This is a genomic window from Dyadobacter chenhuakuii, assembly GCF_023821985.2.
Lineage (GTDB): Bacteria > Bacteroidota > Bacteroidia > Cytophagales > Spirosomataceae > Dyadobacter > Dyadobacter chenhuakuii.
Genome location: NZ_CP099631.1, coordinates 46,227 through 69,256 on the forward strand (window position 1 = coordinate 46,227; position 23,030 = coordinate 69,256).

The window sequence follows — 23,030 nt, forward strand, 5'->3', positions numbered from 1 at the left end:
TATTTGTACAACGATTCAGTTGGCCGGGATTGGCAGATGGCCAGTTTTTTATTGAGATTCCCTACAATGACTGAAAGCTACCATATTGTGGGTGAACAGTTCGCTCAGAGAAAGGTCTTGGCCCCGGGCCGGCAGGAATTTAGGCGGATTCTGCAAGATTTAATTATTCTCGGAGCGCAAGGTATCATATTAGGTTGTACCGAAATGGGGCTTTTGGTGTCACAGGCAGATAGCTCCGTTCCACTGTTTGATATGATGGAGCTCCATGCCTTGGCTGCGGCAGAACAATCTGTCTGTAATTAGCAGATCTGTTTGAATAGCGGTTGTCGGAAATACTACATCAAAGATCCAATCCGCAGCTTAAATAATTGCTGGATCCTACCCTTCTGAATCCTGTTTAATGAAGTGTCGAAGGAAGATAACAACAGGTCTGTCTAAAAAACCATTATTGAATGCATTCAGAGTCATATAATTTGTCATCAAGCAGAATAACCTAGCATCCTGATTTGATCAACCAGCTTAAAAACATTGCCGACAGGTTCAAGCTCATCACCGAAATAGTGTTCTATGGAGCCATCATTGGATATGTGAATATGGCGTGTGCTGCCGCTTCCATATTTTTCCCATAAGGTTATATATCCGAGCTCGGAGTCTTCCACGTAGCCAAACTCTGTGGGCCCGCACCCTGCTGTTACAAGTTCGAAGATTGCTTTACAGGCACTTTCATCATTTCTGAGCTGGGTCAATGGTATGTATTGCATGGTCCTGGGAAGGTTAGCTTTGAAGACTTCATACTGCTCGACTTTTAAAGAGCTGTAAATTCTGCCGGTCAAATTAACCATAATATAGAGTCGGGCATACATTGCTCTCAGGAACATTACATTTGTTTTTCTGGCAAGGCCAGGTAAGCTGTAATGAGGCAATCGTAAATGGTCGCTTTATTTAACCTTCGCGGATCCCTCAGTTTGAATTCAAAGAGCCTGTCCGTGTATTCATCATAGACAAAGAATAGCAACGGATCTTCGCGTGTATAAATCTTATAGGGCTTGTTTCCAATCCATCCCATATAAGCCATAAAATGGTCGAGCTTGAATGCTTGGATCTCCTGGATAAATTGATAATCGGTCATACCAGTGAATTTCTGGCTATTTAAGATATACCAAAGCCAATGCACGAATCCAGTTAGCCGCCGGTGGGATTGATTTAACTAACGGCAGTTCCTGAATAATCTCAGGACTTGCATGTTTAATTATGATCTTATGATTGTTTCACTCGCGGTAGCAGGGATACGCGGAGGTGAGCGCCAGTGTTTTTCATTGATTCGAACAAACCATTGCTTTGTTGGCTTGGCAAATGTGTCATCAAGCAGAAAACGCGCCTATCAACCTGTTTACGACTTACTGCAATAATCCTCCGATGACGACTTTTATTAATCAATCACTTTACGGATTACTTTGTACTCATCGGCAGCCAGCACATCGATCTTTCCATCAGTAGCCATATGGATCTGGTCACGAAACCGTTTCACACGCGAAAGCATCGGCTCAATGATCGTGTTACTGTGACCTACGAAATCATATAAGTCTTGCTGGCTTGCCGGCAGCTTATAGCCACGTGAGCTGCTGGCAATCAACACACCTGCATCCCGGAGCGGGGCAATCACCTTTGTTTGAAAATAATGAAGCGAAACATTTTTTCCCCTTCTGGCCCTGATATGCTCCATGAGCTCAAAGCTGGTGATGTAACGGGTTGGGCTAATATGCCGGAAATGAAAAAGCAGGTAGCTCAAACTGCTGACCTGGTCAATGGCCTGCGGGGCCTTGTCAGCTGATTTACGATGAAGGAAATCATTGGCCAGGTTCACACTAAGCTTGGACAAGAGCGGATCGAAGCTGGGTCCTGGCTGCGGCTGATTAATCAAATTATGCGCAAAGGCGTCCGGCCAAAACCTGATGGTTAAGACCTTCCGTTTAAGGATTTCTATGAACTCCCCTCTTTGATCAGTGATTACCGTTTCATCATAGCAGCGCGCGAGCGTCCCTGCAATAAAATGGGCGAGCTGGACAATCGGACTGTCGTCAGAGGCCACAAAGCCAAAGGAGGATTCATTGAAAAGGTTAGCAATATGGTTCTGCTGGACATAAGTAATAAAACCTTTCATAAAGGTCTCATCACCGGTGCGGCCAGCGACCATTTCCAAATCCGGAAAAATCCGGAACAACTCCCGGTCAGCCAGTCCATGCAGGAACTTGAAAAAGGAGCCTTTGTAGCGTAGCCCCTCCCCTATCAACTGGCGTTTATCGACGATAACTGAAAACACCTGGAATGGCAACTCTTCCAGGTCTTCCAGCACTTCTTTCCTTTTAAGATGGTTATTGCCGGTCTTTTCTGAGTCAATTTGTCCACCATTAAAGTGACGCTTACTTATCGCCCCGAGCACGGCCAAAACCTTTTCGACGTCTGCCTTGCCGATGATCAGGGCAGTCACAATAAAATGGGTTGTTGGCAAGATCCCGGATGGGCCCTTTTTGGAAAAGTCAAGTGCGTTGTTGCCCCACTCACTTAAAAAGGCTGTGTGATGATGCATAATGGCTTAGGCCGGAGACCGGCAAAAGTGATTATCGTTTAGTGCCTACCGGCAAGGGTACTTTGATTATTCTTCGGGCTGATCAGCAGTTTGCTGGCTATCCTTTGGCCTGCGTCCCCGTGGTTTGCCGGTATACGGTCCCTTCTCAGATGCCTGCTCAGGTGAGATTTCCAATGCGTAGCCAACTGAGCCCTCGTGCTGGAAGATTGAAGCGGTGAAGACATATTTCTGACTACCATAATCGATACCTCCTTTGCTAAGGATTAATTCCAGCGGTAAGGAGTATCCACGACCGGAACGTGTGATAGAAAAAGCGCCATCCTGATCTGTGGGGATTAGGTAAAGGTTTTTGATCTTGCGTTTGCCATTATCAGTTCCTACCAGGAACCTGGTTGTATCGGGCTGGATACCCAGCTCTTCAATGGCCAGTGAGGGGAACACGATTTTGCCGGCAGCGGAAATATAGCCTTTGGGAAGTGATTTTACCTTTGCTTTCTTGTCTGCTTTTTGCTCATTTTCCTGCACGGAAAAGAAGCGGATATTTTTAGTTTTCATTAATGGGTTTGGATTGGTGAATAACGCAGTGTGCAATATATAAAGCAGATGCCAAACAAAATATAATTTTGTCAAAGTGGTGCCAGCATAAGCAGTAGGGCCAGACAGTATACTACTTGAATTGGTTGTCGGAAATACTGCATCAAATATCCAGATCTGTGCTAAACTAATGCTGGAATATCCAGCAATTCATTTTTGCTAAGGCCACGACAATCATCCTATAGAATAAACGGGATGGAGCTCGGCCGTTAATCGCCTGCACAATTCATGATTTAGATTGCTCTGCCTGCTCATTTTGCCATATATCTTTTAACGTTTGTGTATTCTGTTTACCTGGCAGGTTTTTCTTAAATATAGACATTGAAGTATTATCTAATTGTATTTATTAAATGGGGCCGGTCCATAAGTTGTCTACTAGTGAATTGTTTTTAACAAAAAGAATATTTAGTATATTCACAACTGGCGGCATAATTCTCACATACCATGAAACTGCTCATATCGTTTCTGATCGCAACAATTACCAATTCTTCAATTGCCCAGCAGATAGTCGTTAACGCTGATGGGACGCATTCGACAGTACATTCCACAGGTAGCGGAACGGGCATTATTGTAAATCCAAATGGGACGCATTCGACAGTACATTCCACAGGCAGCGGTACGGGCATTATTGTAAATCCAAACGGTACGCATTCGACAGTACATTCCACAGGTAGTGGTACCGGCATTATTGTGAATCCTAACGGTACGCAGTCAACATTTCACTCTATTGGTAGCGACGCCGGGGTAATTGTTAACCCGAACGGTACCCATTCGACTTTTCATTCGGCGGGTAATAATGCAAAAGTGATTGTCAATGCGGATGGAGCTCATACTATATTTCACTCGTACGGAAATAACAACGATGTAATAGGTAATTCTAACAACACATTTCCTCGATTTCACACTAAGGATTCCAGCGCTACTCCCGATTCGTCCCATCGGAAATCATTTAATAGATCAAGCAAGGACGCGCCTTCAAAATGGAGGGAGCCCAAAAGGCCTAAGAAAGAACCAGATCCTTACCCAGAAAAAGAATAGCAACAGTGAGCGGTTAGTCTAAACCCTGACTTCGCCGATGCTCAAATTACAACAGCAGCAGCTGGCATAATTGCTTAAAGTTCTCTAAGTGTAGATAGAATAGCTAAAACAAGACTTTTGTTAACATGGCCTGCTCCGTTTGCATCATCAACAACCCGGTATTCACCCTGATCGTCTTTTTCAAAAACTAGCTTTTTGCCCTCAATTTCAATTTGAAGCTGATAAGTATACCCTCGTGTGATAATTGTCAGTGGCAATTCAATAGTTGCGCCAAGATATTCGACTGGAAGTACATGGATTTCATTCATACCCAAAAGTAGATATGAATGTATACAATATGAAACATTTTTGAACGGGTAAACCTTGATAAACCAGCTACGCTCACACCAATATACCTAAACTTCAGGCCTAAAATATAGCCACATCCACATTACACCACTTATAAATGCCAGACTACCAGTAAGACGCGTATTTGTAGCCGGCCTGGGAACCTGCCGAATTGGCTTTTTTTCGCTGTAAGCTATCCATGCCTGGTTTACATATGGCCATAGATGTGCTAATATCAGAAGACAATAGACGAGTGCGATTAAGCCATACCATGTTTTATCACTCCACATAAGCTCTTTTGTAGTTTTAATATCCTTTCCCCCAGTTAAACACTTTGGTTCTTAGATTCGTCATTTAACACAGAATCATTATCTGAACATAGGAGAATTTTCTTGATTCTGTCATATACATTACTAGCATTCAAGCACATTGTCAGCCTAATCGATAGTTTCTGAGCAGGCTCAATTCCTATCGTAATCAATTTGTAATACCTCACCATAGTTTAGCCATACTTAAATCGGGCAGAACTACTACCTCCTGTACGTGAAGCAAACGGCTAACCACATAAGGGCAAACAGACAGACCATCGCTGTCTTCCAGCGCCCAGGCCAATTCCGAATTGAAAAATAGAGTAGGACTTCCACCCCTAAAGCTGCCATGCCAGCCATCAAGTAATATTGGAATGGGAGCCTGTCAGCGTCGACGCTTCTCTCAAAAAGCGTCTGGAATATCGAAAACAGCATGCTTCCAATGAGCATGAAGCGCCACCAGTCTTTTTGTAATTCCTGCTTCTTAACCTGATCCATACGTACGCATGAAATATAATTGAACTTATGTCGACCGTCCTACTATTACTGCCAATTGAAAAGGCAGCCAAACCCGTTCAAATACTGCTTAATATTTTAATTTACACTTTCCGACAGTCCATGGTAAGCTTTTCATCCAACTTAAAGATGGTTCAAATGTCAACAGTATTCACCGGCGAAAGTGATCGAGTGTCAGAAATACTGCGTTATTTGTGACTATTTTTGAAATGTAACTTCAATTGTTAGGTCACCTGCAATTGATAGGCTCAATGTTATTTCACCCATGAACCTTAACATCAACAGATGACATACTTTAAAAATAATTTGGTTGCTATTACCGGCTTGCTGCTCATGGCCTTTTTCATTTACAAAGATTATCAGAGACCAATTTATGAGCGGAGTAATGCAACACCGATATATATTGCAATTTTTACTATCCTGCTCATACTCCTGATTCTAATCTATTTTAAGAAAAGCGTGTAGGCTTCCCATTTTTAGAGGAGCAGTGATTTAGAGTTGGTTGTTGATTTTATCTAACTTTTGTCCTGAAATAGCCTTTTCCAAAATGGTTTGTCACTCTTCCATCAGAGGCAGTTTCAACTGACTCGAATTCTATTCTGCCATACATACTATCACCGGGGGTATAATTTGGTTTATCAAGCGTAAGTTCTTGATATATAATCTTATGAAAAGGATTAATGCCATCAATGTCAATATCTGTATAAAATAAGAGCCTACTTTGTATACTGTCTATTGGGCCGCACGTCAAGCGTGAATACTTAAATTTGATATAATAATACTCTCACTATGAATAGGTTCAAAATCTTTATTTACGTTTTTGCTTTGCTATTTCCTTCAACTTTTGTTGGCTGCACAAATAATAAAGAAGAAAAAGATGAAATAGGATTGAATAAAGCCATTTATGTGGACGAGTTCAAGCTTACTTATTTTCGAAAAATGCTACTTAAAACATATAACAACGCTGACGCTGCCCGGGAAATCATCGAGCAAGATCATAGTGGATTTACAGAGATCGTTTTAACAATGGCTGACTATAAGCTTTTGGACAGTTTAACAAATGCTGACAATGAATTCCTCAAGGCAGATTCTGCTTATAGCATTGGGAGACGAGCTGAAGGAGCGGAAGGCAAAAAATCACTTGGACTAATATTGGACAGAATTAGTAGCGATTGGCTTGACAGCTTAGCATTGAGAAGGTTTGAAATTTCCAATGTGAACAGTTCCATGCCTTATGATTGACGTCGAGCGGCCAATCATCAATCTTGCTTGTACCGCTACTTGCTGATGATGCTTGGATTCAACATAACACCTTTTATACAACACCGGCTATCAAATGATCATCAAATAAAAAAAATGCTCTCACTATCTTGAAAAGGTGTTTTTATATCAATAAGACAAGAAATAGAACATAGTCATCAAATAAAAGTCTAATGCATTGGAAGGTTTCCTTTAGATCATAATTGTATTTTATTGAATCAATAGTGCAACAACTTGTTGCACTATTATAACTACTTCATTATTGCTCTTTACAATTTATCAGACAGAGCTCGCAACTCCTTCTCGAGTTCCTGTATCGTCGGCAATTTTCCTTTCAAATTTGCAGGGATAGACTCGGTGATCCGAGGCTCCAATAGCCTTTGATTTCCTAAGCAGCAAACATAACATACATCACCAGCGGCGTCTTATACCGGCAGCAACTTTTTATAAGTACCATCTGCGTTAAAGACAATAAGTAATGTGCCACCATTGCCTCCAACCATCCTGTGTGCCCCTTGTGTAATCTTCTTATTTGTAATTGGCCTTAGACTATCCGCCCACCGGCCTTTGATCGTTGGCCGGGTATAAACGCGGTCGCCGGTGATTTGTTCAAGGCATTGGTTTAGCCGATTTTTATCCCCTTTTGCAGGAATAACGTTCTGCATAGAGTCAGCACTAAAAATTAAAATGATGTCCCCTTCGAAAGTGGCGAAGCGCTCAGGCGGGTTATCCTTATAACTGTCATCAATCGAAGGTATCAGAAGCCAGCAATCCTGGCCCAGCTCATTTCTAAATTCCCTGAGCATAACAATCCCTTTGTCGTTTTTCCACTCCTTTTTAACACAATAATCTATGTAATCGGACAGGATTTTCTTCTTTCTTTGATCCGTATCAATTTTAACCTGTTTAACTTCTTTACAGGGCGGAAGTTCCTGGCTGGCACTTTTACATACAAGGCCAGTGATTGCAAACGCTAAAACTATAAGATTTCTCATGAGTAGAGAGAAGTTTATGGTTACAAACAGTAAAAACCGACGTTTCTGAGCTATTACTGAAAACATCCTTATAAGGCAATGCTAGTTACAAATGTATGTCGACAACCAACCTTATAGACAGGAATACCAAAAGTTGGATTAACACAAATTCAAATAATGAAATTATTTAAAATAAGTTTACTGTTAATTTTCACAGTTTTCTGGCGATCATCCTTTGCATGCAGCTGCCTAAACGATTTTGACCGGCCAATGCAGTTAGATGACCTGAAAAAGTACAATTTTATTGCCTTGGTACGTATTAATAGCGAGCAGGTTATCAAACCTTCCGATCCTAATACGATTGGGTTTCAAAGTCTTCTAAGCATCAAGGTTATCGAACAATTCAAGGGCCAAGTAACTGCCCAAATTATTGAAAATCAAGTCAATACTTCTTGTGATATAGGCGTCGACATTGGAGAAGAGTGGCTGGTTTTTGCAACGGTGCCCAATGGAACTCCTGCAATGTTCCCCTGTGACCGGAACGTCCAATTTAAAGCCAAGGATGGGCTACGGGATTGGCACTTTCAGGGAGGTTTCCGGCAGCTGGACGAACTTCGGATATTGTACGGACATAAAACCAGATTCAAACCAGACGGAATTTATGTTGAACATTATTCTAATGGGAAGAAAGAGTTAGAAGAAAATTATGTAAACGGCCTTAGAAATGGGAAAAGAACAGTTTACTATCCTAATGGCGGCATTTATGGGAAAGAGAATTATCTAGATGATTCTTTGCAAGGCGAAGCATCTTGGTATTATCCTTCCGGGCAGCTCTACGTCCGAAAGTATTTTGAGCGTGGACAGCCCAGAAATGTGACAAAGGTTTACTATGATTCAACGATTGACCAATCCTATAAAAACTTATTAATTAGGGATTTTTATAAATCCGAGGACTCATTGCGATTTGTGTATGGACGCTTTCAACTCAAACATGAAAATGTATTTGATTCTTTTGGGCGAGAAGTTGTCTTTCGAGAGTTTGACCGGCTTGGAATTATCAGACACGAATCAATTTATAATCCTGAACCCGGTGTAGTGACCCGGATTTATTATCATAAGAATGGGACCGCAAAGGGAATCAGCTATACAAGGGACGGTAAGGATTATGGCCACTATCAGGAGTATGACGAGAACGGTGCGCCGAGCAAATCATGGGACTACGATCAAGACGGGCAGCAAATCAAGTCAAGTATCTGGATGAAAAAGTGATGTGCTAGACTAGTTGAGCCGAAAATTTTGTACGATCGAAAAAGCTGACTCTTCATCCACCTACCTGACTGGCAATTTGCCCAGCCACCCACAAGCACTAAACATAACGCCTGTTATATAACAAGCTGTATTACACCGAAATAGACCTACACTAACCTTGTAAGCTCCTGAAAGTGAATGTTTTAATGGAGCGGCTAGGAGTTGAAGAGGACCTTTTTGTCTCAGTGCTGGGCGAAGGGATTGATTTGCGTAATATTGTTAGGGAAGTTAATGCTGAAAGAAGTCAAAGTTTGCCTTTATTACATTCTGAAAACATGTTGATTATGATCATTGCCACGAATTTTCCCGTTTTTATAAATTCAGTATATCCTAACTGTGACACATTGATTTGTGAGATGTCACTTTAATGCACTGCTGAGGCGGTTCTTGATGCGCCTAGCGGCAGGGTCGCGAGAAACGGACATGAGTTTGAACATTTTATTCCTAATTTACACTGCGTATAGACATCCGATGATAGTGAAAGAATTCTGCCGAATTGTTTTGACTATATATTGGCAATACGTGCTCCATGAAAGATCCGGCAGTTCCGACTAAATCCTAGACTAACAAAGAAATGATAGAAGAACACGACCTTACACTACCCACTTTGAACCAGGATAATGCAGTTAAAATTTACTCGAAAAGGGCAATTTTGGGTTTCTCGGTGTTTTTCTCCCCGGTGTTCGGAGGATTTTTACTACGTCAAAATCTACTAGACAGCAATAGAAAGAAAGAAGCCAATCTTATTTTGTTGATTTCAATTGCCTTTACAGTGTTAACAATACTGATTGTGAACAGCCTACATACAAAAGGTGGCTCGTTTTCGTATCTTTTCAATATGGTATGGGGGGCAATCTTATCTGAGTATTTTTTTGGAAAATATTTCCCTGATGATAATTACGAATATAAGAAAATTTGGAAGGCGCTTTTAATATCAATCGCGATAACCGCTCCAATTATATTGGCCATGATTTTTGCACCCGCAGGATAATATTGACTACGGACGATAAGCACCGCGTCAAAACTCCGTTTTAGAGAATGGAAAATGCCAATTTTACACTCGAAAACCGGCTAGCTGTCAACCGATTTTAGTAGCAATGAGATATAAAACATCATACTAGCGTTACCTCAAAACTTATATTCTAAAATAACTTACTCACCGCTGTAACCCTACAACTATAAAACCTCCGTGGTTCTGCGTAACCGGATAACAATATATATAGCCTTTGGGAAAGTGATTTTGCTTTGGCTTTCTTTTCAGTTGTTGGCTCGTTTTCCTGGGGGAGAAAAGAAGCGGCGGATATCCTTAGCTTTCATTAATGGGTTGTTTGACTGGTGAATAACAGAATATGCAATATATGAATGAGATCCAAACAAACATATTTTCAGTAAGTGCTGCTTGCAGCCGGTTACATATGAAGACAACAATTACTCAAAATTGGCTGTGTTAGCAACAAGAGATCGGGTTTTGTAAACGAGAAGGGACTCAAATATTAATTGAGCTCAAAAGAATTCAACCTCTGTTCTGTAACCGGTTATTTACCCTCGAAATGCACAAGCGAGCCAAATCTAGAAGAATGATTGTTATAAGTCATGGGCAGTTGCCCGAGTTTATATATAAGATCCATAGTCGGTATCACTTCTCCGGGATTTTTTCAATTATCTAGTAGTACTTGAAAATTGAATTTGTTAACGCTTGCTGACAAGCAAGAACTTGCAGTTAAGACAGTTAAGCGGATACTAAGCAGGTCGCCTTTGCACTACGTTTTTCGTGTACACATAAGATTAACAATAACTTGGCGCCATCATTCGGCTATCAATGCTAAGTTTAGCCTATAAATTGTAGAATTAGTTTAATTTTCCTGAGTAAAACGATACTATTGGTTACTTAAGCGGATAAAACGCAGTATTTATAGTTTAGTTCAACTATTTATCACCATATCTTTTACAAACTTTATGAAACGAATACTACTCTTTTTATCTTTCCTTTATCCACTAACTGGGTTCTGCCAGCAGTCAGAAATTGGTCAAGTTATATTACAGCCTATGCAAAAGAGGATATTTAGGCAAGAAATTAATTCTTACAGCGAAATCGACGTACAATTTCAAATTCAAAAAACCAAAAAGAAAAAACCCCTAGTACCCACTCTGATGGCAACTGGGTTAATTCTTTCCAACGGTTATCAAAATCCTCAGAATGAGACCCTAGTAGATAAACGTCGAATCAATACCATAACCCTCTCATTCCTTACTGGTGTTGGGATCTTAGCTTCGCACCGACGTGAGGCTGAAATTGTAGTAAAGCAGTACGCAACAGATGGGAAATTAATTAGCAGACTAAAAGTGCTAAAAAATAAAAATTCAGAGTATCGGGTGATAAAAGTTAGCGAAGAACCCGGTTTTCTGGTGATATCATTAATAAATCGAACTAAAAAACCTTTAACAATTATTGGATTAGGCAAAAGTGATTCGGATTCGACAATGCGTACAATGATGACGGACCCCTCTATCGATGGAGATGACAATGGCGGTGGACAGCCCTATGATGGAGGAACATTTGCCGCAGTTACAATTAGCGGGTCTAGCGGATCATCTCATTATATTTATTCTAACCGTGGTTCTGTACCTAATGATTCTTGGAGAGCTGGCAGCCCGTCAGGCCCTGGCGGCGGATCGGGTCATCCTGGTAGCGGTGGCGACGGAGGAGAATCCTCCGGTGCCCCATCACCAGAGGCAAAAAAATTAACCCGAGAATTTAACGAATTCGGCGCAAATAAATGTGAGGCACGCTATATTGGAGATCACCTGGTTGATGTTCCTCTTATGGCTCCAACTTTAATTTTTAATAAGCGCCGAGCAGAGCAATATATGACTGATCATAATATGGAAGAGGCTAATACTGATGGGGCTTCTTCTGAGAATGCCTTAAAGCACGGCATAATGATCGCCTTGAACTATTGCAGTTTTGGAGAACAGCATGCCGAGACATTAGGCAACATCCATGAGATGTGTGGAGGAATAAACCAAAATCCAACCTCTGGGCAACTACAAATGGATAGAAAAAATAATCAAGTTGGGTTATTTATTGCAAAAAGCCAAGGGTGTAATGACACATCTTTATTACTTTTAACATTGCACACAGCATACCAAAATGGATCATTTCGGGACATTACGGGAAATCCAACACAATTGCTACCAGGACAAGAACCCTAAAAATTCATGAGAAGCATTCTAATTGCCTTAGTTATATTTTCCATGCAAGTGTATATCTATCCAAATGTCGGTTTCCAGAACAAACACGTAGATATCAAAATTGGTGGTACAAAATGGGCTCTTCCGTCCACTGTTGGCGATGCAGTGAAACGACATGCCCTAAACTATAAGCCTCCTGGTTATTATTATAAAAATTATCCAAATAAAATGGAGGTCATATTAAGTGTCAATGATCAGCCAGGTGATTATTTCAAAGAGAATCAGCCTAAGGAGGCATTGTTTGACAGAACACTTAATGGCTATATTTTTCGGTTCCCCCAGAATCAAATTAACTACGATTCATTAAAAGTTGACATTGAAACAACGTACAAAAAGAAATTTAAATTGACTAAAGGGCGCAAGGAGGCAACGACTTTACGCGAGGATCAAATGCAATTCGAATACGACTTTCTTATGGTCGATGACAAATTAACTATCGGCATACATAAAAGTCCTACCCTGGTGGTAGTTAGATACATGTATGGTATGTCAATAGGTAAGATGGGTGTAAAAATGGGTAGCTATTTGCATAAACGTTGACTTGGTGAGGTCTGAATATTTAACAAAGATCTTGTAATCATCAATTGAGACAGTAAACTAAATCCAATCAACAAATTGCCAAAATTGAATAATCGTTTCGAGACACTATCTCAAAATCTGTTCAAAATTTAAATCGGGGTTGCAAACCCCGATTTTTTTAAATTAAACAAAACACAGCTTATGAGACCAGAAGATTTGTTGACTGATAAGTTTTAAAGCAATTCACCAGCTGCGACAAACTCAATGACTTTCTTGGCCAATTATAGAAGCAGGGCATTGAGAAAATGCTTGGAGGAGAGCTGGATGGACACTTAGGATATGACAACCTTGAACAGTCGCTCAGTACTTACTCCGATAACGGTTATGGGAAAAAGCTGGCTAAAACCAGTTATGGGGAATCGGAAATACGTATGCCCTACAAACGTATGCTACTGGAATAGGTTGTAGGAAATACTACATCAAAGATCTAAAGGTGCTCCTAAACTAAATGCTGGAAACTTACTCTTCTCCTACTTTTCTCCCATCTAGTTCAAAGGATATCTCTAGTCCAAATGAACAACGGTGTCTTATTCTCAGTGACTTCTTACAAATTGCCCTTACCTATCTGAAACTGATCGAAAGGTTTGTGCTTGTCGATTCGTTCCCTTGCTTCCATTAGTAGGTTATGGATTTTTCTTTCGAGCTCTTTTTTGGGAGGTAGCTCTGTCCAGTATTCGGCTACTACGATTCCATCCTTGTGCATTTCAAGCAATTCAACCTGTTCCCTGCTGCTCTCGGCACATAAAATTAAACCCACTGGGGCAAGCTCGCCTTCTTTTCGTTCATACTTATCAAGCCATTTCAAGTACAATTCCATCTGCCCTTTATGCTTCGCTTCGAATTTTCCTAGCTTTAATTCGATAGCCACGAGGCGTTTTAAATTCCGATGGTAAAACAATAAGTCCAAGTGAAAATCTTCCCCATCTATTATCATTCGCTTCTGACGCTCAACAAATGCAAATCCTTTTCCTAATTCTAATATAAAAGACTCCAAATCGCGCAAGATAGCCTGTTCTAGGTCCTTTTCAAGATATGTATTTCGTAATCCCAAAAAATCCAGAAAGTATGGATCTTTAAAATTATCATGGATTGCCGGATGATTGCTAGTGTTTTGCAGGTTGGATATTTCTATCCTTTCAAATGCCTTACTGGCTATTAGTTTTCTGAGATCTCTTACTCCAAGTCCTTGATCAGCGACTATTTTGGCATAGAAAAGCTTAGCCGGGTCATTTTTAAGCGGTAACAGTACTAGAATATGCGACCAACTCAATTGTCGTGACACTGTCACGACAATTGCTTCATCCTTGAATTGCTCGGCAAACTGCAACATTCGACGAAGATTTTTCTCCTCGAAATTCCGGCCATACTTTTCCGCCAGATGTAGTGACAGGGTCACTACAATCCTTTTCCCATAATCAGCCCGCTTGGTTTCCAAGATATTAAGGTTAATGCGATGACCGATTTGCCAAAAAAGCATTGTGATTGCACTATTTGCTTGAAGGACCACCTTCTCCTGACCCTGTTCAATAAGCTTTGATATTTCAAGGAGTAAGTCATCCTCTGATTGTAACACAATCGCACGCTCTCTACTCATACAGATTAGATCAATTCAGGTTAAATGGTATCGGTAAGACCCTTTTTGCAAAACTAGATATTACTTTGCCTATTTGCTAAGCTGATACTTGAAAAGCGCTAATGCTCCGTTATTATGAACACAAGTGTGAAGTAAATACCCCTTGGTCTATTTAGGATCAGCGCTGTATATAAGCCTGGTAAAATAGACTTATAGCATTTTAAGAACGCCCCTTTTTAAAATGCCCAGCATAAACAAGTTGGAAAACGGGCGGCCTCCACGGTGCGTACCGCGAATTGTTTCATGTAGTATTTCGGACAACCAAAATATGGTGATCGTAAGTTGTTTAGGCTTGCGGAATACCAAACATAAGTCTCTAAGCATTTCGTGCTTTTAAGATATATTGGCTATTGTAGTTTCCCAAGCTCCGATTCAGCTCCAAGGTCAATCTTACCCTTCAAGATCTTATAAACAGTTGCCGATGATGGAATCGAGAACGCTTGCATAATATCTCTGATTGTACTTCCATCCTTATACGCTTTCAAAACCATTGGTGCAATTTTTTGGTAACGGGGGCTTAGGCCCTTTTTCCTCCCTCCCACCCGGCCCCGGGCCCTGGCGGCTTCAAGTCCCGCATTTGTCCGGCGAATCAATCTTTTCCGCTCATGTTGGGAAAGAATAGCAAACAATTGAAAAATGAATTCTCCATGAGGGGTAGTTGTATCAATCAGCGGTTGACTCACACTTTTGAATAGAATACCTTTTTGATTCCATGTATCGATAAGAACAATGAGCTCCAACGTTGTCCTTCCAAGCCGGTCAATGTCCCAGACATTCACTTCATCGCCTGGCCGTAACTGTTCAAGCATCTTATCATACTCTGGTCGATGTTTGCTCGCCCCAGAAATTTTCTCCGTAAAGATCTTCTCACAGCCCTCTCGTTTCAAGGCATCAACTTGCAACTCATAATTTTGCTCATCCTTTGAGACACGGATATACCCAAATTTCATATTTGTTTCACAAAACTCATTAAGTTGGCAAATAAATGAAATTTGATTTCGCAAACAACAACATGAAACAAAATGTTGGAGATTTAAATATTCGGAAACCGAGGCAAGAGCCATTTCATTTTATCGATCGTTTTCGCGAACAACCGAGATGCGCAAAATAGCTCATGTGCTCATTATTGCTTGGCTAAGCGCGCGCTAATTATTGCCACATAACTGGCCGTTAACTGTGCCAGTTTTCTGATGTTCATTATATGGAGCTGTTGAACCCTTCTAAAAAAACTTTTGAATGGCAAAAGGGTATGACATAAGGCTGTCACTAACCACCCCGACCTTTGTAAAAACAAACAGCAAATAGTTTAAACACAGGCAAAGATGCAAAAGAACACAACGGATCCTTGGGAATGGGGTAAGTACACAAATTCCGTACAAGCAGTCGAAATTAAAGAGCCAACGGGAACGCTTTATTGCTCCGGGCAAGTTGCCATTGATGCTAATGGCCAGCCTGTTGCCGCTGACATGAATACACAGTTGGAACTGACAATCAAGAATCTGGAGCACCTCATTAGTGAGGCTGGTTATGAGCCAGGTGGCATTGTCAGACTGAACGTGTACACAACGTCGACACAAGAGTTTTTCACCAGCTGTGTGCAGACTTATCAAGCCTGGATTGCAAAGCACGGCATCAAGCAAGCCACAACCATGCTCGAAGTAAAAGGTTTGTTTGGCGGGCTTACCGTTGAACTTGAGGCAACAGTGGTAAAGTAATGAGTTTTAGAATTTGAATAAAGGAGCCCATTTTCGGGCTCCTTTATTTTGCTTATTTGTACTTTGATTCCAAGATCAATATGACCAACGAAACGGCAATCAAATTCAGCCCTTCAAGCCGGCAAGAATGGCGGGAATGGTTACAGGAAAACCATTCACTTACACAATCTGTCTGGCTAGTCTACCATAAGAAAAGCGCACAGGTGCCCAACATATCTTGGAGTGAAGCTGTCGATGAGGCCATTTGTTTCGGTTGGATAGACAGTCTTTCCAGACCATTAGATAAGGAACGGTATATCCAGTTTTTCAGCAAAAGAAAGCCCGGTAGCGGTTGGTCAAAAATAAATAAGAATAAAGCCGAAAAACTCATTGAAGCTGGTTTGATGCAGCAGGCAGGTTATGATGCCATTGAGGCTGCCAGAAAAAATGGATCCTGGTCTCTTTTGGATGAAGTTGAAGAACTTGTAGTTCCTGATGACCTTCAAAAAGCCTTCGCCGATAAATCCGTTGCGAACAGCTTCTTCCAAAAATTGAGCAGATCGGACAAACGGAATTTGTTACAATGGCTGGTTTTAGCAAAAAAGACGGAAACCCGTCAAAAGCGGATCAAAGAAATTGTTGAATTTGCGGATCAAAATTTAAAGCCAAGGATACTTAAATGGACAAAAAAAACTGGGCTGTGAATGATTCTGACCTTACCCGCCTTTCCCGGCTTATCGCCTTACTTACACTACTTCAAACGAAGCGGACAGTTACAGCTGCCGAGTTGGCAAATCGTTTCTTGGTAAGCACCCGCACGATTTACCGTGACATAAGAACCCTTGAAAGTGCAGGTATCCCTATTGTTACACAGGAAGGGAAGGGTTATTCGCTGCTGGAAGGGTACCGACTTCCTCCGGTTATGTTCACCCGAGAAGAAGCAATAGCGCTACTTACTGCTGAAAAGCTCGCCAGCAGACTCACTGATGTGGTCACAGCTCAGTTAAATGCCGCCGCAATGGACAAACTTCGTGCAGCACTCAGGCTTTCCGACCGTGACCACCTGGAAGTAGTTGCCCCTTATATACAGGTGATGGAACCTGGAAGTGCATCCGATCGTCCTAACGCGTATCAGCAATTGGTTACTGCCATTACAGCGCACCACGTTGTTTGCATTGGTTATCTCGCCGCAGAAACAGGCGAACCTACTATTCGTTACATTGAGCCGATCGGTCTGTATCTTAGTCAGCATTGGCACGTAATTGCTTTTTGTCGCCTGCGAATGGCATTTCGAAATTTTCGTCTGGACCGTATTACAAGCGTAGTTGTTTCTGACGAGTTGTTCAGTGCACGTACAGAAACACTACAACAATATTGGAATAACGAAGCTGAAAGAAGAAATAAAGAGAAAGTTGTGATCAGATTCAACCCCTCAATGGTATTACCTGCACAAGTACAGCACCTTCATGACACCAAGCACCAATATGGATGGGAATATGAAGATATCTTGCGCGATGGAAGCCTGGAACTGCTGTTTTTTGTAGGTTCACTCCCTTACCTAGCAACTTGGCTCTTGCCTTTTGCTGGTGCTGTTAAGATTGTCGAGCCGGAGTCATTGGGCGTGCACTTATCGATGCTTGCGCGACAGGCCTACGATGCCTTTGTTCATAAGGAGTTTGAAACAGGCCCGATAAAGCGAGTTTGACAGGTAATTTGAAACTGGCCACTCTAAAAGGGACACTTAAACGGCATGTGACATAAATATGCTTAGCACTCAACATAACGCCTGTTATATAACAAAATATTATTTGGTCGAAGTTGGCACCAGGGAACTCTTAGCTGAACTAATAACTTGATTTTGAATGATTTGAAGCAGTCAAAAAAATGAGGAAATTATGCAGTTATTCTTCTTTCTGTAATTTTTCAATCTCCTTGTTCATCTCATCAATCAACTGTTTTTCACTCGGCAGGTACAGTTTATATTCACTGGCAATAATTGTTTTATTATTTTCAGGTAGTGAGATCTTGACCACTGCATTGTTCTTGTCTGCACAGAGAAGTATTCCGATAGTTGGGTTTTCAAAATCCCTCTTTTCATATCGGTCATAGTAGTTCACATACATTTGAAGCTGACCTATGTCCTGATGGCTAAGCTTTGTCGTTTTGATCTCGATGATGACAAAACACTGTAATAGTCTATTATAGAAAACCAGGTCGACGAAAAACTCATCTCCTTCAATATGAAGTCTTTTTTGCCTAGCGACGAAAGCTAAACCATTGCCCAATTTCAATAGGAAGTCATGAAGATGATTGATGATGGCTTGTTCTAAGTCCTTCTCGTAATAAGAGGATTCCCTTTTTAGGCCCAAAAACTCCAGGTACATTGGATCTTTGATAATCTCTTTCGCGTCAGATGGGTTTTGTTCGCTTCGCGCAACAGCCAGAACACTTTTACGGTCATTACTTAATAGCAGGCGCTCCCACAAACTACTGTTGATTTGCCTTTCAAGCTGACGAACTGTCCAATTGTTTTTGACTGTTTCCGCAATATAAAAATCTCTTTTATCCTGTGAGTCTAATCGTATCAGCAACTTGTACTGACTCCAGCTCAATTGCGAATACAGTGTATTCGCAATTGGGAACTGGCGATAAAACTGTCTAAAAAGCTCAATTTATCGTTTGGAAAACCCACTACCAAATTCCGGTTCAAGTTGATTTGCAATTAGTTGGGTAAGGTATTGGCCATATCCTGCACGATCCTCTCCCACTTGCTCTACTTCAACAATGCGTTGTCCAACTTTCCAGTACATTAAAGTGCGCTCATGATCTACTGCGCGTATGGCAGTCTCCTTAAATATCTGAATTATTGCCTTAATGTCGGCTATTAGGGCCTGCTTGTAAGTGTCCCATAATTGCAGACAATTTGAAATTAGAGAATATCACTTAATTGAGCCCCTCCCAGGTTTTCAGACGGTTTAAATTAGAGTTTCCGGTGTTTCTTGATGTAAAGTAACAAATTCCTTGGGGGTTAAATCATTCAGCGCACTGTGAGGCCTGAAGTGGTTATATTCCCACCGAAAGTCTTCGATTTTTTCCCTCGCGTCGTCTGAGGATAGAAACCAATTAACTGAAAGGCACTCATCCCGGAATTTACCATTAAATGATTCAACATATGGATTGTCTGTTGGTTTTCCTGGCCTTGAGAAGTCAAGTGTCACACCGTTTGAATACGCCCATAAATCCATTTCCTTTGATATGAACTCGCTTCCATTATCGCATTGAACTCGTTCTGGATAACAGCCTTCAACCAGGCAAATTCTGGTCAGTTCAGCCGCTACATCAGCTCCTTTCAAAGATTTGCCGGGCAGCAATCCATGGCAGATTTTACTACAATTATCCACTACAGTTAAGACCCGGAACCGTTCGCCGTTGAAAAGCGCATCTTGCACGAAATCCATGCTCCAGACTTTGTTGATTCCTTGAGTGTCCAAACGTTCCAACCGGTGTTCTGCACTACGACTTCTTCTTGGCCTTTTTGTTCTCAAATTCAAGCCACAGGTCTTGTAAACACGGTAAACTCGTTTATGATTGTCGCTGAAACCTTCTCTTTTCAACAGCACAAAAATTCGGCGAAACCCATATCTGACTCTCGTATTTGCGATTTCTTTCATCCGCATCGCCAGCAATGTGTCGTCGCGGCGGTGTCGCTTATAATAGTACATGGCCCGTACTAACTTCACACAGCGGCAAGCTCTTTGGATCGAGACCCGATAGTTGGATACCAACCAATTAGCCATTTCCATCTTGTAAGGAGGCTTCACAACTTTTTTTTAATAACATCCTGCAGCATTTGCTTGTCCAGACTTAGGTCTGCCACGAGCTTTTTTAATTGCGCATTTTCCTCCTCCAACTGGCGCAGTTTTCGCAGCTCAGCAACACCCATTCCGCCATATTTTTTCTTCCAATTGAAGAAGGTTGCCTGGGACACTCCCAATTGACGGCAGATCTCCTCCACCCGTGTCCCGCTCTCTGACTGTCTAAGCGCAAAAGCGATCTGCGCCTCAGTGAATTTCGACTTTTTCATAGTGACAAATTACGTTTTTGATCCGTTTTTGCCACCGAAAATCTCCAGTTTTCAGCTGTCTTGTTTGCCGGGGGGAGGTCACTGCTGAATTTGAATTGTTTTACCGTTAAACCTAACACTAATGGTTGCCTTAGAGGCCCCTACTGTTAGTCTGAAACATTTTGGAACACAGATTTTAGGATGCGATTGTATAAATATGCCTGATGATCACCGGACATTCAGAAATGAGCAGGCATATTATGACGGGTATAGCATTAGATTACACTCCGGCTTGTTCTTTCTGCTTTTCAATCGCATCCAGCAGTTTCTGAAAAGGCTCGGTGAACTTGTCTATTCCCTCATTTTCGAGCTGGACAGCCACAGCTTCCATATCAATCCCTCCGGCCTTTATTTTTTCCAAAATAGATGCTGCGCTGTCCAGGTCTTCTTCCAGGCGGCTTGCCGGATCTCCGTGATCTCGGAATGCTTCCAGCGTTTGCAGCGGAATGGTGTTGACCGTGTCTGGTCCAATGAGTGCTTCCACATACCGGGTGTCTTTGAAAGCAGGATCCTTACTACTGGTACTCGCCCACAGCAACCGCTGCGGTACTGCACCTTTTTCAGATAGCTTCTTCCAGCGCTCAGAGCTGAACAGTCCTTTTATATATCTGGTAAGCCGTTTTTGCAGATGCGATGGCAACTTGCCCGCGCAGATCACCCAGCCCGTTCTTGTCTAAAAACGGGTCTACCAAAATGTCGATCCGGCTCAAAAAGAAGCTGGCAACAGAAGAAACATGGTTAATGGGCAGTCCTTGTTTTTCCCTTTTTTCCAGTCCCGAAATATATGCTTCCACGACTGCTTCATAACGTATAAGGCTGAAAAGCAAGGTAACATTCACATTAATTCCCTCACTGATTGCTGTCTCGATGGCAATAATGCCCGCCTGGGTTCCAGGGATTTTAATCATTACATTTTCCTTATCAACCTGCTCCCAGAGCTCGTGCGCCTGCTTGATGGTAGCCTGGGTATCACGTGCCAGGAACGGGGACACTTCCAGGCTTACATAGCCATCAGCGCCAACCACGTCTTCTTGATTGTATACAGGTGCCAGCACATCGCATGCTAGTTTGATATCAGACACAGCCAGTCCGAAAAATACTTCATCCGTACTCAGACCTTCATTAGTCAGGCGGGCAATGTCCTGATCGTAATCGGAACTGCTGCTGATGGCCTTTTCAAAAATAGCCGGGTTGGATGTCACACCACGCACACCGTCTTCATCAATCAATTTCTTTAATTCTCCCGAGAAAATGATCTTGCGGTCAATGAAATCAAGCCAGATGCTCTGGCCATAATCATGTATTTGTTTTACCTTATTATTGTCCATATTCAAATCTGATTTTAGTGTATTGAATGCGATTATTTATTCTTTGTCAATCATGCCGGCAACTGACCGCAATACAGTTGCCAAAGCTGCCAGCAGTGAAGGCCTTCTCCTTCTGCGCCAATTTTCGGTGCGATCAGTAAATATGTTGCCAGCTCGTGCCGCGCTTCCCCAAAATCATCAAACTGATCAATGCTGCGGCAAATAAAGGCAAGCTAAAAAACTCTTTGAAGATCTGACTTGCCCCTGGTCTGATTACCTCGCCCGCTTTATCAGACCAACATATGATGGGGTTTGTAATACGTTGTCTATAAATGTCATAAAGTAATAATTAGTGCCGGATCTGGTGAATGGAGCCTTGCCTAGCAATTATCGATCCATCAGCGCTTCTTACATCAAACTTTTATTGATTTCCCAGACACGGCAGCAAGAAAGCTGCGCGAGAGATTGGAGCACTTTTAAACTAATTTAAGTTGCTCACCGATGGGATGTTTGGACCATATTTGTGCTATGCACTTGACACAGCAAACAAGCCATATTTGTAACAACCTTTACACCAATTCAGACCACATTTGGATCTATCTATCAAGGACAAGGTGGCACTGCACACCAATTAGCAGTTAATCCAGGATGCTGAGCCCCCTTTTAAATTGTTGGAGTTAATATTTCTTTTGGAAGGTTTTAACCACTAAAAGCCTGGTACCTTTAATTGCCATTTGGAAAAAGTTACCGGAGTATTGGGGCCTTACCATAAATGATCAATGAACGAGCTGGCAGCGTCAACCGGACTGATTTACCATTCCTGTCTTCAACATTTAACTCGGCCGGGATTTGTTGGGGACCAAATAAAAGGTATAATTTTTCATCTGGTGCATACAAGTCTTTATCTATGGTTACATATACTATTGCCTGTTTATGCTGATCCAGGTTTATAGCACATAGGATTTCTTGCCCATTTAAAATCTTTGACCAAGCAAAAATCTTTTCTACACCACTAATATTACTGTTTGAGTTGGTGAATGTTGTCCCGTTCTCAGAACTCGGCCGCCAATAGTGCGAGCCATTTTTAATAGCTGGTTGCAAACCCATAAGTGATTGCAGGCCGGCCATCGCAGTAGGGTTTACTTTAAATTCTTTCCAAAAATTTTGTATTTCAGTGCCGGTATCGCCGGGTAGCCATTCGTTGCCATTCATTGTTTCCATTGTAATATCCATCTAAACACATGCCTTCAAAAAGTCTTTTACCTCATTTAGACTGGCTTGAAGCTCCGTTAAAAGCTGCGCAGTAACACGCTGCAAGCGCAAATTCGGCTTGGTGATTTTGTCTTTCCCAAACGCAGACATGAAATGCTTCGAACCAATCCTTTCAATTTCTGCCTTATGTTGACTTGGCAAATTTTCATTTAATTGTATTTCGGGCAGCGTTTTTTTCTCGGCGCCATCTTCTTCTTCCATTTGTACTGGCCTAAGGCCTAGCCCTGCTCCTTACCTGGTTTTCGCGAGCTTTGCAGT

Annotated in this window: 21 protein-coding genes and 2 pseudogenes; 10 read left to right on the forward strand and 13 right to left on the reverse strand. The window is 41.7% G+C overall.

What is annotated here, in order from left to right:
* The first annotated feature begins 36 nt into the window (after nucleotides 1-36).
* On the forward strand, nucleotides 37-303 hold the full coding sequence (locus NFI80_RS25375; protein WP_374760350.1) for an aspartate/glutamate racemase family protein: 267 nt from the start codon (nucleotides 37-39) through the stop codon (nucleotides 301-303).
* A 176-nt stretch (nucleotides 304-479) separates the two neighbouring features.
* Here NFI80_RS25375 and NFI80_RS25380 read toward each other — a convergent pair whose 3' ends face one another.
* From NFI80_RS25380 to NFI80_RS25395, 4 genes are all read right to left on the reverse strand, one after another.
* Nucleotides 480-878 (reverse strand): hypothetical protein, encoded by a 399-nt coding sequence (locus tag NFI80_RS25380; protein ID WP_026632537.1) that lies wholly within the window; start codon nucleotides 876-878, stop codon nucleotides 480-482.
* Nucleotides 878-1,129 carry a hypothetical protein gene (locus tag NFI80_RS25385; RefSeq protein WP_254414252.1) on the reverse strand — a complete coding sequence of 84 codons (252 nt, stop codon included), beginning with the start codon at nucleotides 1,127-1,129 and terminating at the stop codon, nucleotides 878-880. The genes NFI80_RS25380 and NFI80_RS25385 overlap by 1 nt, the downstream gene beginning before the upstream one ends.
* A gap of 300 nt (nucleotides 1,130-1,429) precedes the next feature.
* A complete protein-coding gene (locus NFI80_RS25390; protein ID WP_254414176.1) occupies nucleotides 1,430-2,587 on the reverse strand; it encodes a DUF3800 domain-containing protein in 1,158 nt (385 codons plus the stop codon).
* 66 nt (nucleotides 2,588-2,653) lie between these two features.
* Nucleotides 2,654-3,142: a hypothetical protein gene (locus tag NFI80_RS25395; RefSeq protein ID WP_254414177.1), complete on the reverse strand. Its 489-nt coding sequence runs from the start codon at nucleotides 3,140-3,142 to the stop codon at nucleotides 2,654-2,656.
* A gap of 483 nt (nucleotides 3,143-3,625) precedes the next feature.
* Between NFI80_RS25395 and NFI80_RS25400 the strand changes: the two genes are divergently transcribed.
* Complete coding sequence (locus tag NFI80_RS25400) at nucleotides 3,626-4,219, forward strand: hypothetical protein (RefSeq protein WP_254414178.1); 594 nt, start codon at nucleotides 3,626-3,628, stop codon at nucleotides 4,217-4,219.
* Between the two features lie 74 nt (nucleotides 4,220-4,293).
* On the opposite strand, the gene NFI80_RS25405 is transcribed toward NFI80_RS25400, so the two are convergent.
* A complete protein-coding gene (locus NFI80_RS25405; RefSeq protein WP_254414179.1) occupies nucleotides 4,294-4,527 on the reverse strand; it encodes a hypothetical protein in 234 nt (77 codons plus the stop codon).
* Between the two features lie 1,632 nt (nucleotides 4,528-6,159).
* Between NFI80_RS25405 and NFI80_RS25410 the strand changes: the two genes are divergently transcribed.
* Complete coding sequence (locus NFI80_RS25410) at nucleotides 6,160-6,612, forward strand: hypothetical protein (protein WP_254414180.1); 453 nt, start codon at nucleotides 6,160-6,162, stop codon at nucleotides 6,610-6,612.
* Nucleotides 6,613-7,055: 443 nt separating this feature from the next.
* Here NFI80_RS25410 and NFI80_RS25415 read toward each other — a convergent pair whose 3' ends face one another.
* Nucleotides 7,056-7,625 carry a hypothetical protein gene (locus NFI80_RS25415; RefSeq protein ID WP_254414181.1) on the reverse strand — a complete coding sequence of 190 codons (570 nt, stop codon included), beginning with the start codon at nucleotides 7,623-7,625 and terminating at the stop codon, nucleotides 7,056-7,058.
* Nucleotides 7,626-7,874: 249 nt separating this feature from the next.
* Here NFI80_RS25415 and NFI80_RS25420 point away from each other — a divergent pair, with 249 nt between their 5' ends.
* The 4 genes from NFI80_RS25420 to NFI80_RS25435 all read left to right on the forward strand — a co-directional run bounded on the left by NFI80_RS25420 (nucleotide 7,875) and on the right by NFI80_RS25435 (nucleotide 12,704).
* Nucleotides 7,875-8,873, forward strand: a complete 999-nt coding sequence (locus tag NFI80_RS25420) for a toxin-antitoxin system YwqK family antitoxin (RefSeq protein ID WP_254414182.1) — start codon at nucleotides 7,875-7,877, stop codon at nucleotides 8,871-8,873.
* 613 nt (nucleotides 8,874-9,486) lie between these two features.
* On the forward strand, nucleotides 9,487-9,903 hold the full coding sequence (locus NFI80_RS25425; RefSeq protein WP_254414183.1) for a hypothetical protein: 417 nt from the start codon (nucleotides 9,487-9,489) through the stop codon (nucleotides 9,901-9,903).
* A gap of 965 nt (nucleotides 9,904-10,868) precedes the next feature.
* Nucleotides 10,869-12,125: a hypothetical protein gene (locus tag NFI80_RS25430; protein WP_254414184.1), complete on the forward strand. Its 1,257-nt coding sequence runs from the start codon at nucleotides 10,869-10,871 to the stop codon at nucleotides 12,123-12,125.
* A 6-nt stretch (nucleotides 12,126-12,131) separates the two neighbouring features.
* Entirely contained in the window at nucleotides 12,132-12,704 is a 573-nt protein-coding gene (locus NFI80_RS25435; RefSeq protein WP_254414185.1) for a hypothetical protein, read from the forward strand.
* Nucleotides 12,705-13,287: 583 nt separating this feature from the next.
* Here NFI80_RS25435 and NFI80_RS25440 read toward each other — a convergent pair.
* Both NFI80_RS25440 and NFI80_RS25445 read right to left on the reverse strand, forming a co-directional pair.
* Nucleotides 13,288-14,337: a PDDEXK nuclease domain-containing protein gene (locus NFI80_RS25440; protein ID WP_254414186.1), complete on the reverse strand. Its 1,050-nt coding sequence runs from the start codon at nucleotides 14,335-14,337 to the stop codon at nucleotides 13,288-13,290.
* 386 nt (nucleotides 14,338-14,723) lie between these two features.
* Entirely contained in the window at nucleotides 14,724-15,440 is a 717-nt protein-coding gene (locus NFI80_RS25445) for a recombinase family protein (protein ID WP_254414187.1), read from the reverse strand.
* Nucleotides 15,441-15,698: 258 nt separating this feature from the next.
* On the opposite strand from NFI80_RS25445, the gene NFI80_RS25450 reads away from it, so the two are divergent.
* From NFI80_RS25450 to NFI80_RS25460, 3 genes are all read left to right on the forward strand, one after another.
* Nucleotides 15,699-16,091 carry a RidA family protein gene (locus tag NFI80_RS25450; RefSeq protein ID WP_254414188.1) on the forward strand — a complete coding sequence of 131 codons (393 nt, stop codon included), beginning with the start codon at nucleotides 15,699-15,701 and terminating at the stop codon, nucleotides 16,089-16,091.
* 80 nt (nucleotides 16,092-16,171) lie between these two features.
* Complete coding sequence (locus NFI80_RS25455; protein ID WP_254414189.1) at nucleotides 16,172-16,774, forward strand: YdeI/OmpD-associated family protein; 603 nt, start codon at nucleotides 16,172-16,174, stop codon at nucleotides 16,772-16,774.
* The gene (locus NFI80_RS25460; RefSeq protein ID WP_254414190.1) at nucleotides 16,750-17,775 is read left to right on the forward strand and encodes a helix-turn-helix transcriptional regulator; all 1,026 of its coding nucleotides are present in this window, start codon (nucleotides 16,750-16,752) and stop codon (nucleotides 17,773-17,775) included. The genes NFI80_RS25455 and NFI80_RS25460 overlap by 25 nt, the downstream gene beginning before the upstream one ends.
* A gap of 196 nt (nucleotides 17,776-17,971) precedes the next feature.
* Here NFI80_RS25460 and NFI80_RS25465 read toward each other — a convergent pair.
* The 5 genes and pseudogenes from NFI80_RS25465 to NFI80_RS25485 all read right to left on the reverse strand — a co-directional run bounded on the left by NFI80_RS25465 (nucleotide 17,972) and on the right by NFI80_RS25485 (nucleotide 22,973).
* Nucleotides 17,972-18,988: pseudogene (locus tag NFI80_RS25465) on the reverse strand (PDDEXK nuclease domain-containing protein).
* A gap of 57 nt (nucleotides 18,989-19,045) precedes the next feature.
* A protein-coding gene (locus tag NFI80_RS25470) for an IS3 family transposase (protein ID WP_374760348.1) occupies nucleotides 19,046-20,154 on the reverse strand; the annotation gives its coding sequence in 2 pieces (ribosomal slippage) (nucleotides 19,046-19,893 and nucleotides 19,893-20,154; 1,110 coding nt in all).
* A 259-nt stretch (nucleotides 20,155-20,413) separates the two neighbouring features.
* Nucleotides 20,414-21,521: pseudogene (tal, locus tag NFI80_RS25475) on the reverse strand (transaldolase).
* Nucleotides 21,522-22,244: 723 nt separating this feature from the next.
* Entirely contained in the window at nucleotides 22,245-22,712 is a 468-nt protein-coding gene (locus tag NFI80_RS25480) for a hypothetical protein (RefSeq protein ID WP_254414160.1), read from the reverse strand.
* A gap of 21 nt (nucleotides 22,713-22,733) precedes the next feature.
* Nucleotides 22,734-22,973: a hypothetical protein gene (locus NFI80_RS25485; RefSeq protein ID WP_254414192.1), complete on the reverse strand. Its 240-nt coding sequence runs from the start codon at nucleotides 22,971-22,973 to the stop codon at nucleotides 22,734-22,736.
* Between the last annotated feature and the right edge of the window lie 57 nt (nucleotides 22,974-23,030).

What these genes read in the sequence shown, in the direction of transcription:
- NFI80_RS25445 (WP_254414187.1), bottom strand. Translation starts at nt 15,440, where the DNA reads ATGGCTCTTGCCTCGGTTTCCGAATATTTAAATCTCCAACATTTTGTT.
- NFI80_RS25415 (WP_254414181.1), bottom strand. Translation starts at nt 7,625, where the DNA reads ATGAGAAATCTTATAGTTTTAGCGTTTGCAATCACTGGCCTTGTATGT.
- NFI80_RS25485 (WP_254414192.1), bottom strand. Translation starts at nt 22,973, where the DNA reads ATGGAAGAAGAAGATGGCGCCGAGAAAAAAACGCTGCCCGAAATACAA.
- NFI80_RS25380 (WP_026632537.1), bottom strand. Translation starts at nt 878, where the DNA reads ATGTTCCTGAGAGCAATGTATGCCCGACTCTATATTATGGTTAATTTG.
- NFI80_RS25425 (WP_254414183.1), top strand. Translation starts at nt 9,487, where the DNA reads ATGATAGAAGAACACGACCTTACACTACCCACTTTGAACCAGGATAAT.
- NFI80_RS25395 (WP_254414177.1), bottom strand. Translation starts at nt 3,142, where the DNA reads ATGAAAACTAAAAATATCCGCTTCTTTTCCGTGCAGGAAAATGAGCAA.
- NFI80_RS25420 (WP_254414182.1), top strand. Translation starts at nt 7,875, where the DNA reads ATGCAGTTAGATGACCTGAAAAAGTACAATTTTATTGCCTTGGTACGT.
- NFI80_RS25450 (WP_254414188.1), top strand. Translation starts at nt 15,699, where the DNA reads ATGCAAAAGAACACAACGGATCCTTGGGAATGGGGTAAGTACACAAAT.
- NFI80_RS25410 (WP_254414180.1), top strand. Translation starts at nt 6,160, where the DNA reads ATGAATAGGTTCAAAATCTTTATTTACGTTTTTGCTTTGCTATTTCCT.
- NFI80_RS25440 (WP_254414186.1), bottom strand. Translation starts at nt 14,337, where the DNA reads ATGAGTAGAGAGCGTGCGATTGTGTTACAATCAGAGGATGACTTACTC.
- NFI80_RS25400 (WP_254414178.1), top strand. Translation starts at nt 3,626, where the DNA reads ATGAAACTGCTCATATCGTTTCTGATCGCAACAATTACCAATTCTTCA.
- NFI80_RS25480 (WP_254414160.1), bottom strand. Translation starts at nt 22,712, where the DNA reads ATGAATGGCAACGAATGGCTACCCGGCGATACCGGCACTGAAATACAA.
- NFI80_RS25430 (WP_254414184.1), top strand. Translation starts at nt 10,869, where the DNA reads ATGAAACGAATACTACTCTTTTTATCTTTCCTTTATCCACTAACTGGG.
- NFI80_RS25455 (WP_254414189.1), top strand. Translation starts at nt 16,172, where the DNA reads ATGACCAACGAAACGGCAATCAAATTCAGCCCTTCAAGCCGGCAAGAA.
- NFI80_RS25375 (WP_374760350.1), top strand. Translation starts at nt 37, where the DNA reads ATGGCCAGTTTTTTATTGAGATTCCCTACAATGACTGAAAGCTACCAT.
- NFI80_RS25390 (WP_254414176.1), bottom strand. Translation starts at nt 2,587, where the DNA reads ATGCATCATCACACAGCCTTTTTAAGTGAGTGGGGCAACAACGCACTT.
- NFI80_RS25435 (WP_254414185.1), top strand. Translation starts at nt 12,132, where the DNA reads ATGAGAAGCATTCTAATTGCCTTAGTTATATTTTCCATGCAAGTGTAT.
- NFI80_RS25385 (WP_254414252.1), bottom strand. Translation starts at nt 1,129, where the DNA reads ATGACCGATTATCAATTTATCCAGGAGATCCAAGCATTCAAGCTCGAC.
- NFI80_RS25405 (WP_254414179.1), bottom strand. Translation starts at nt 4,527, where the DNA reads ATGAATGAAATCCATGTACTTCCAGTCGAATATCTTGGCGCAACTATT.
- NFI80_RS25460 (WP_254414190.1), top strand. Translation starts at nt 16,750, where the DNA reads ATGGACAAAAAAAACTGGGCTGTGAATGATTCTGACCTTACCCGCCTT.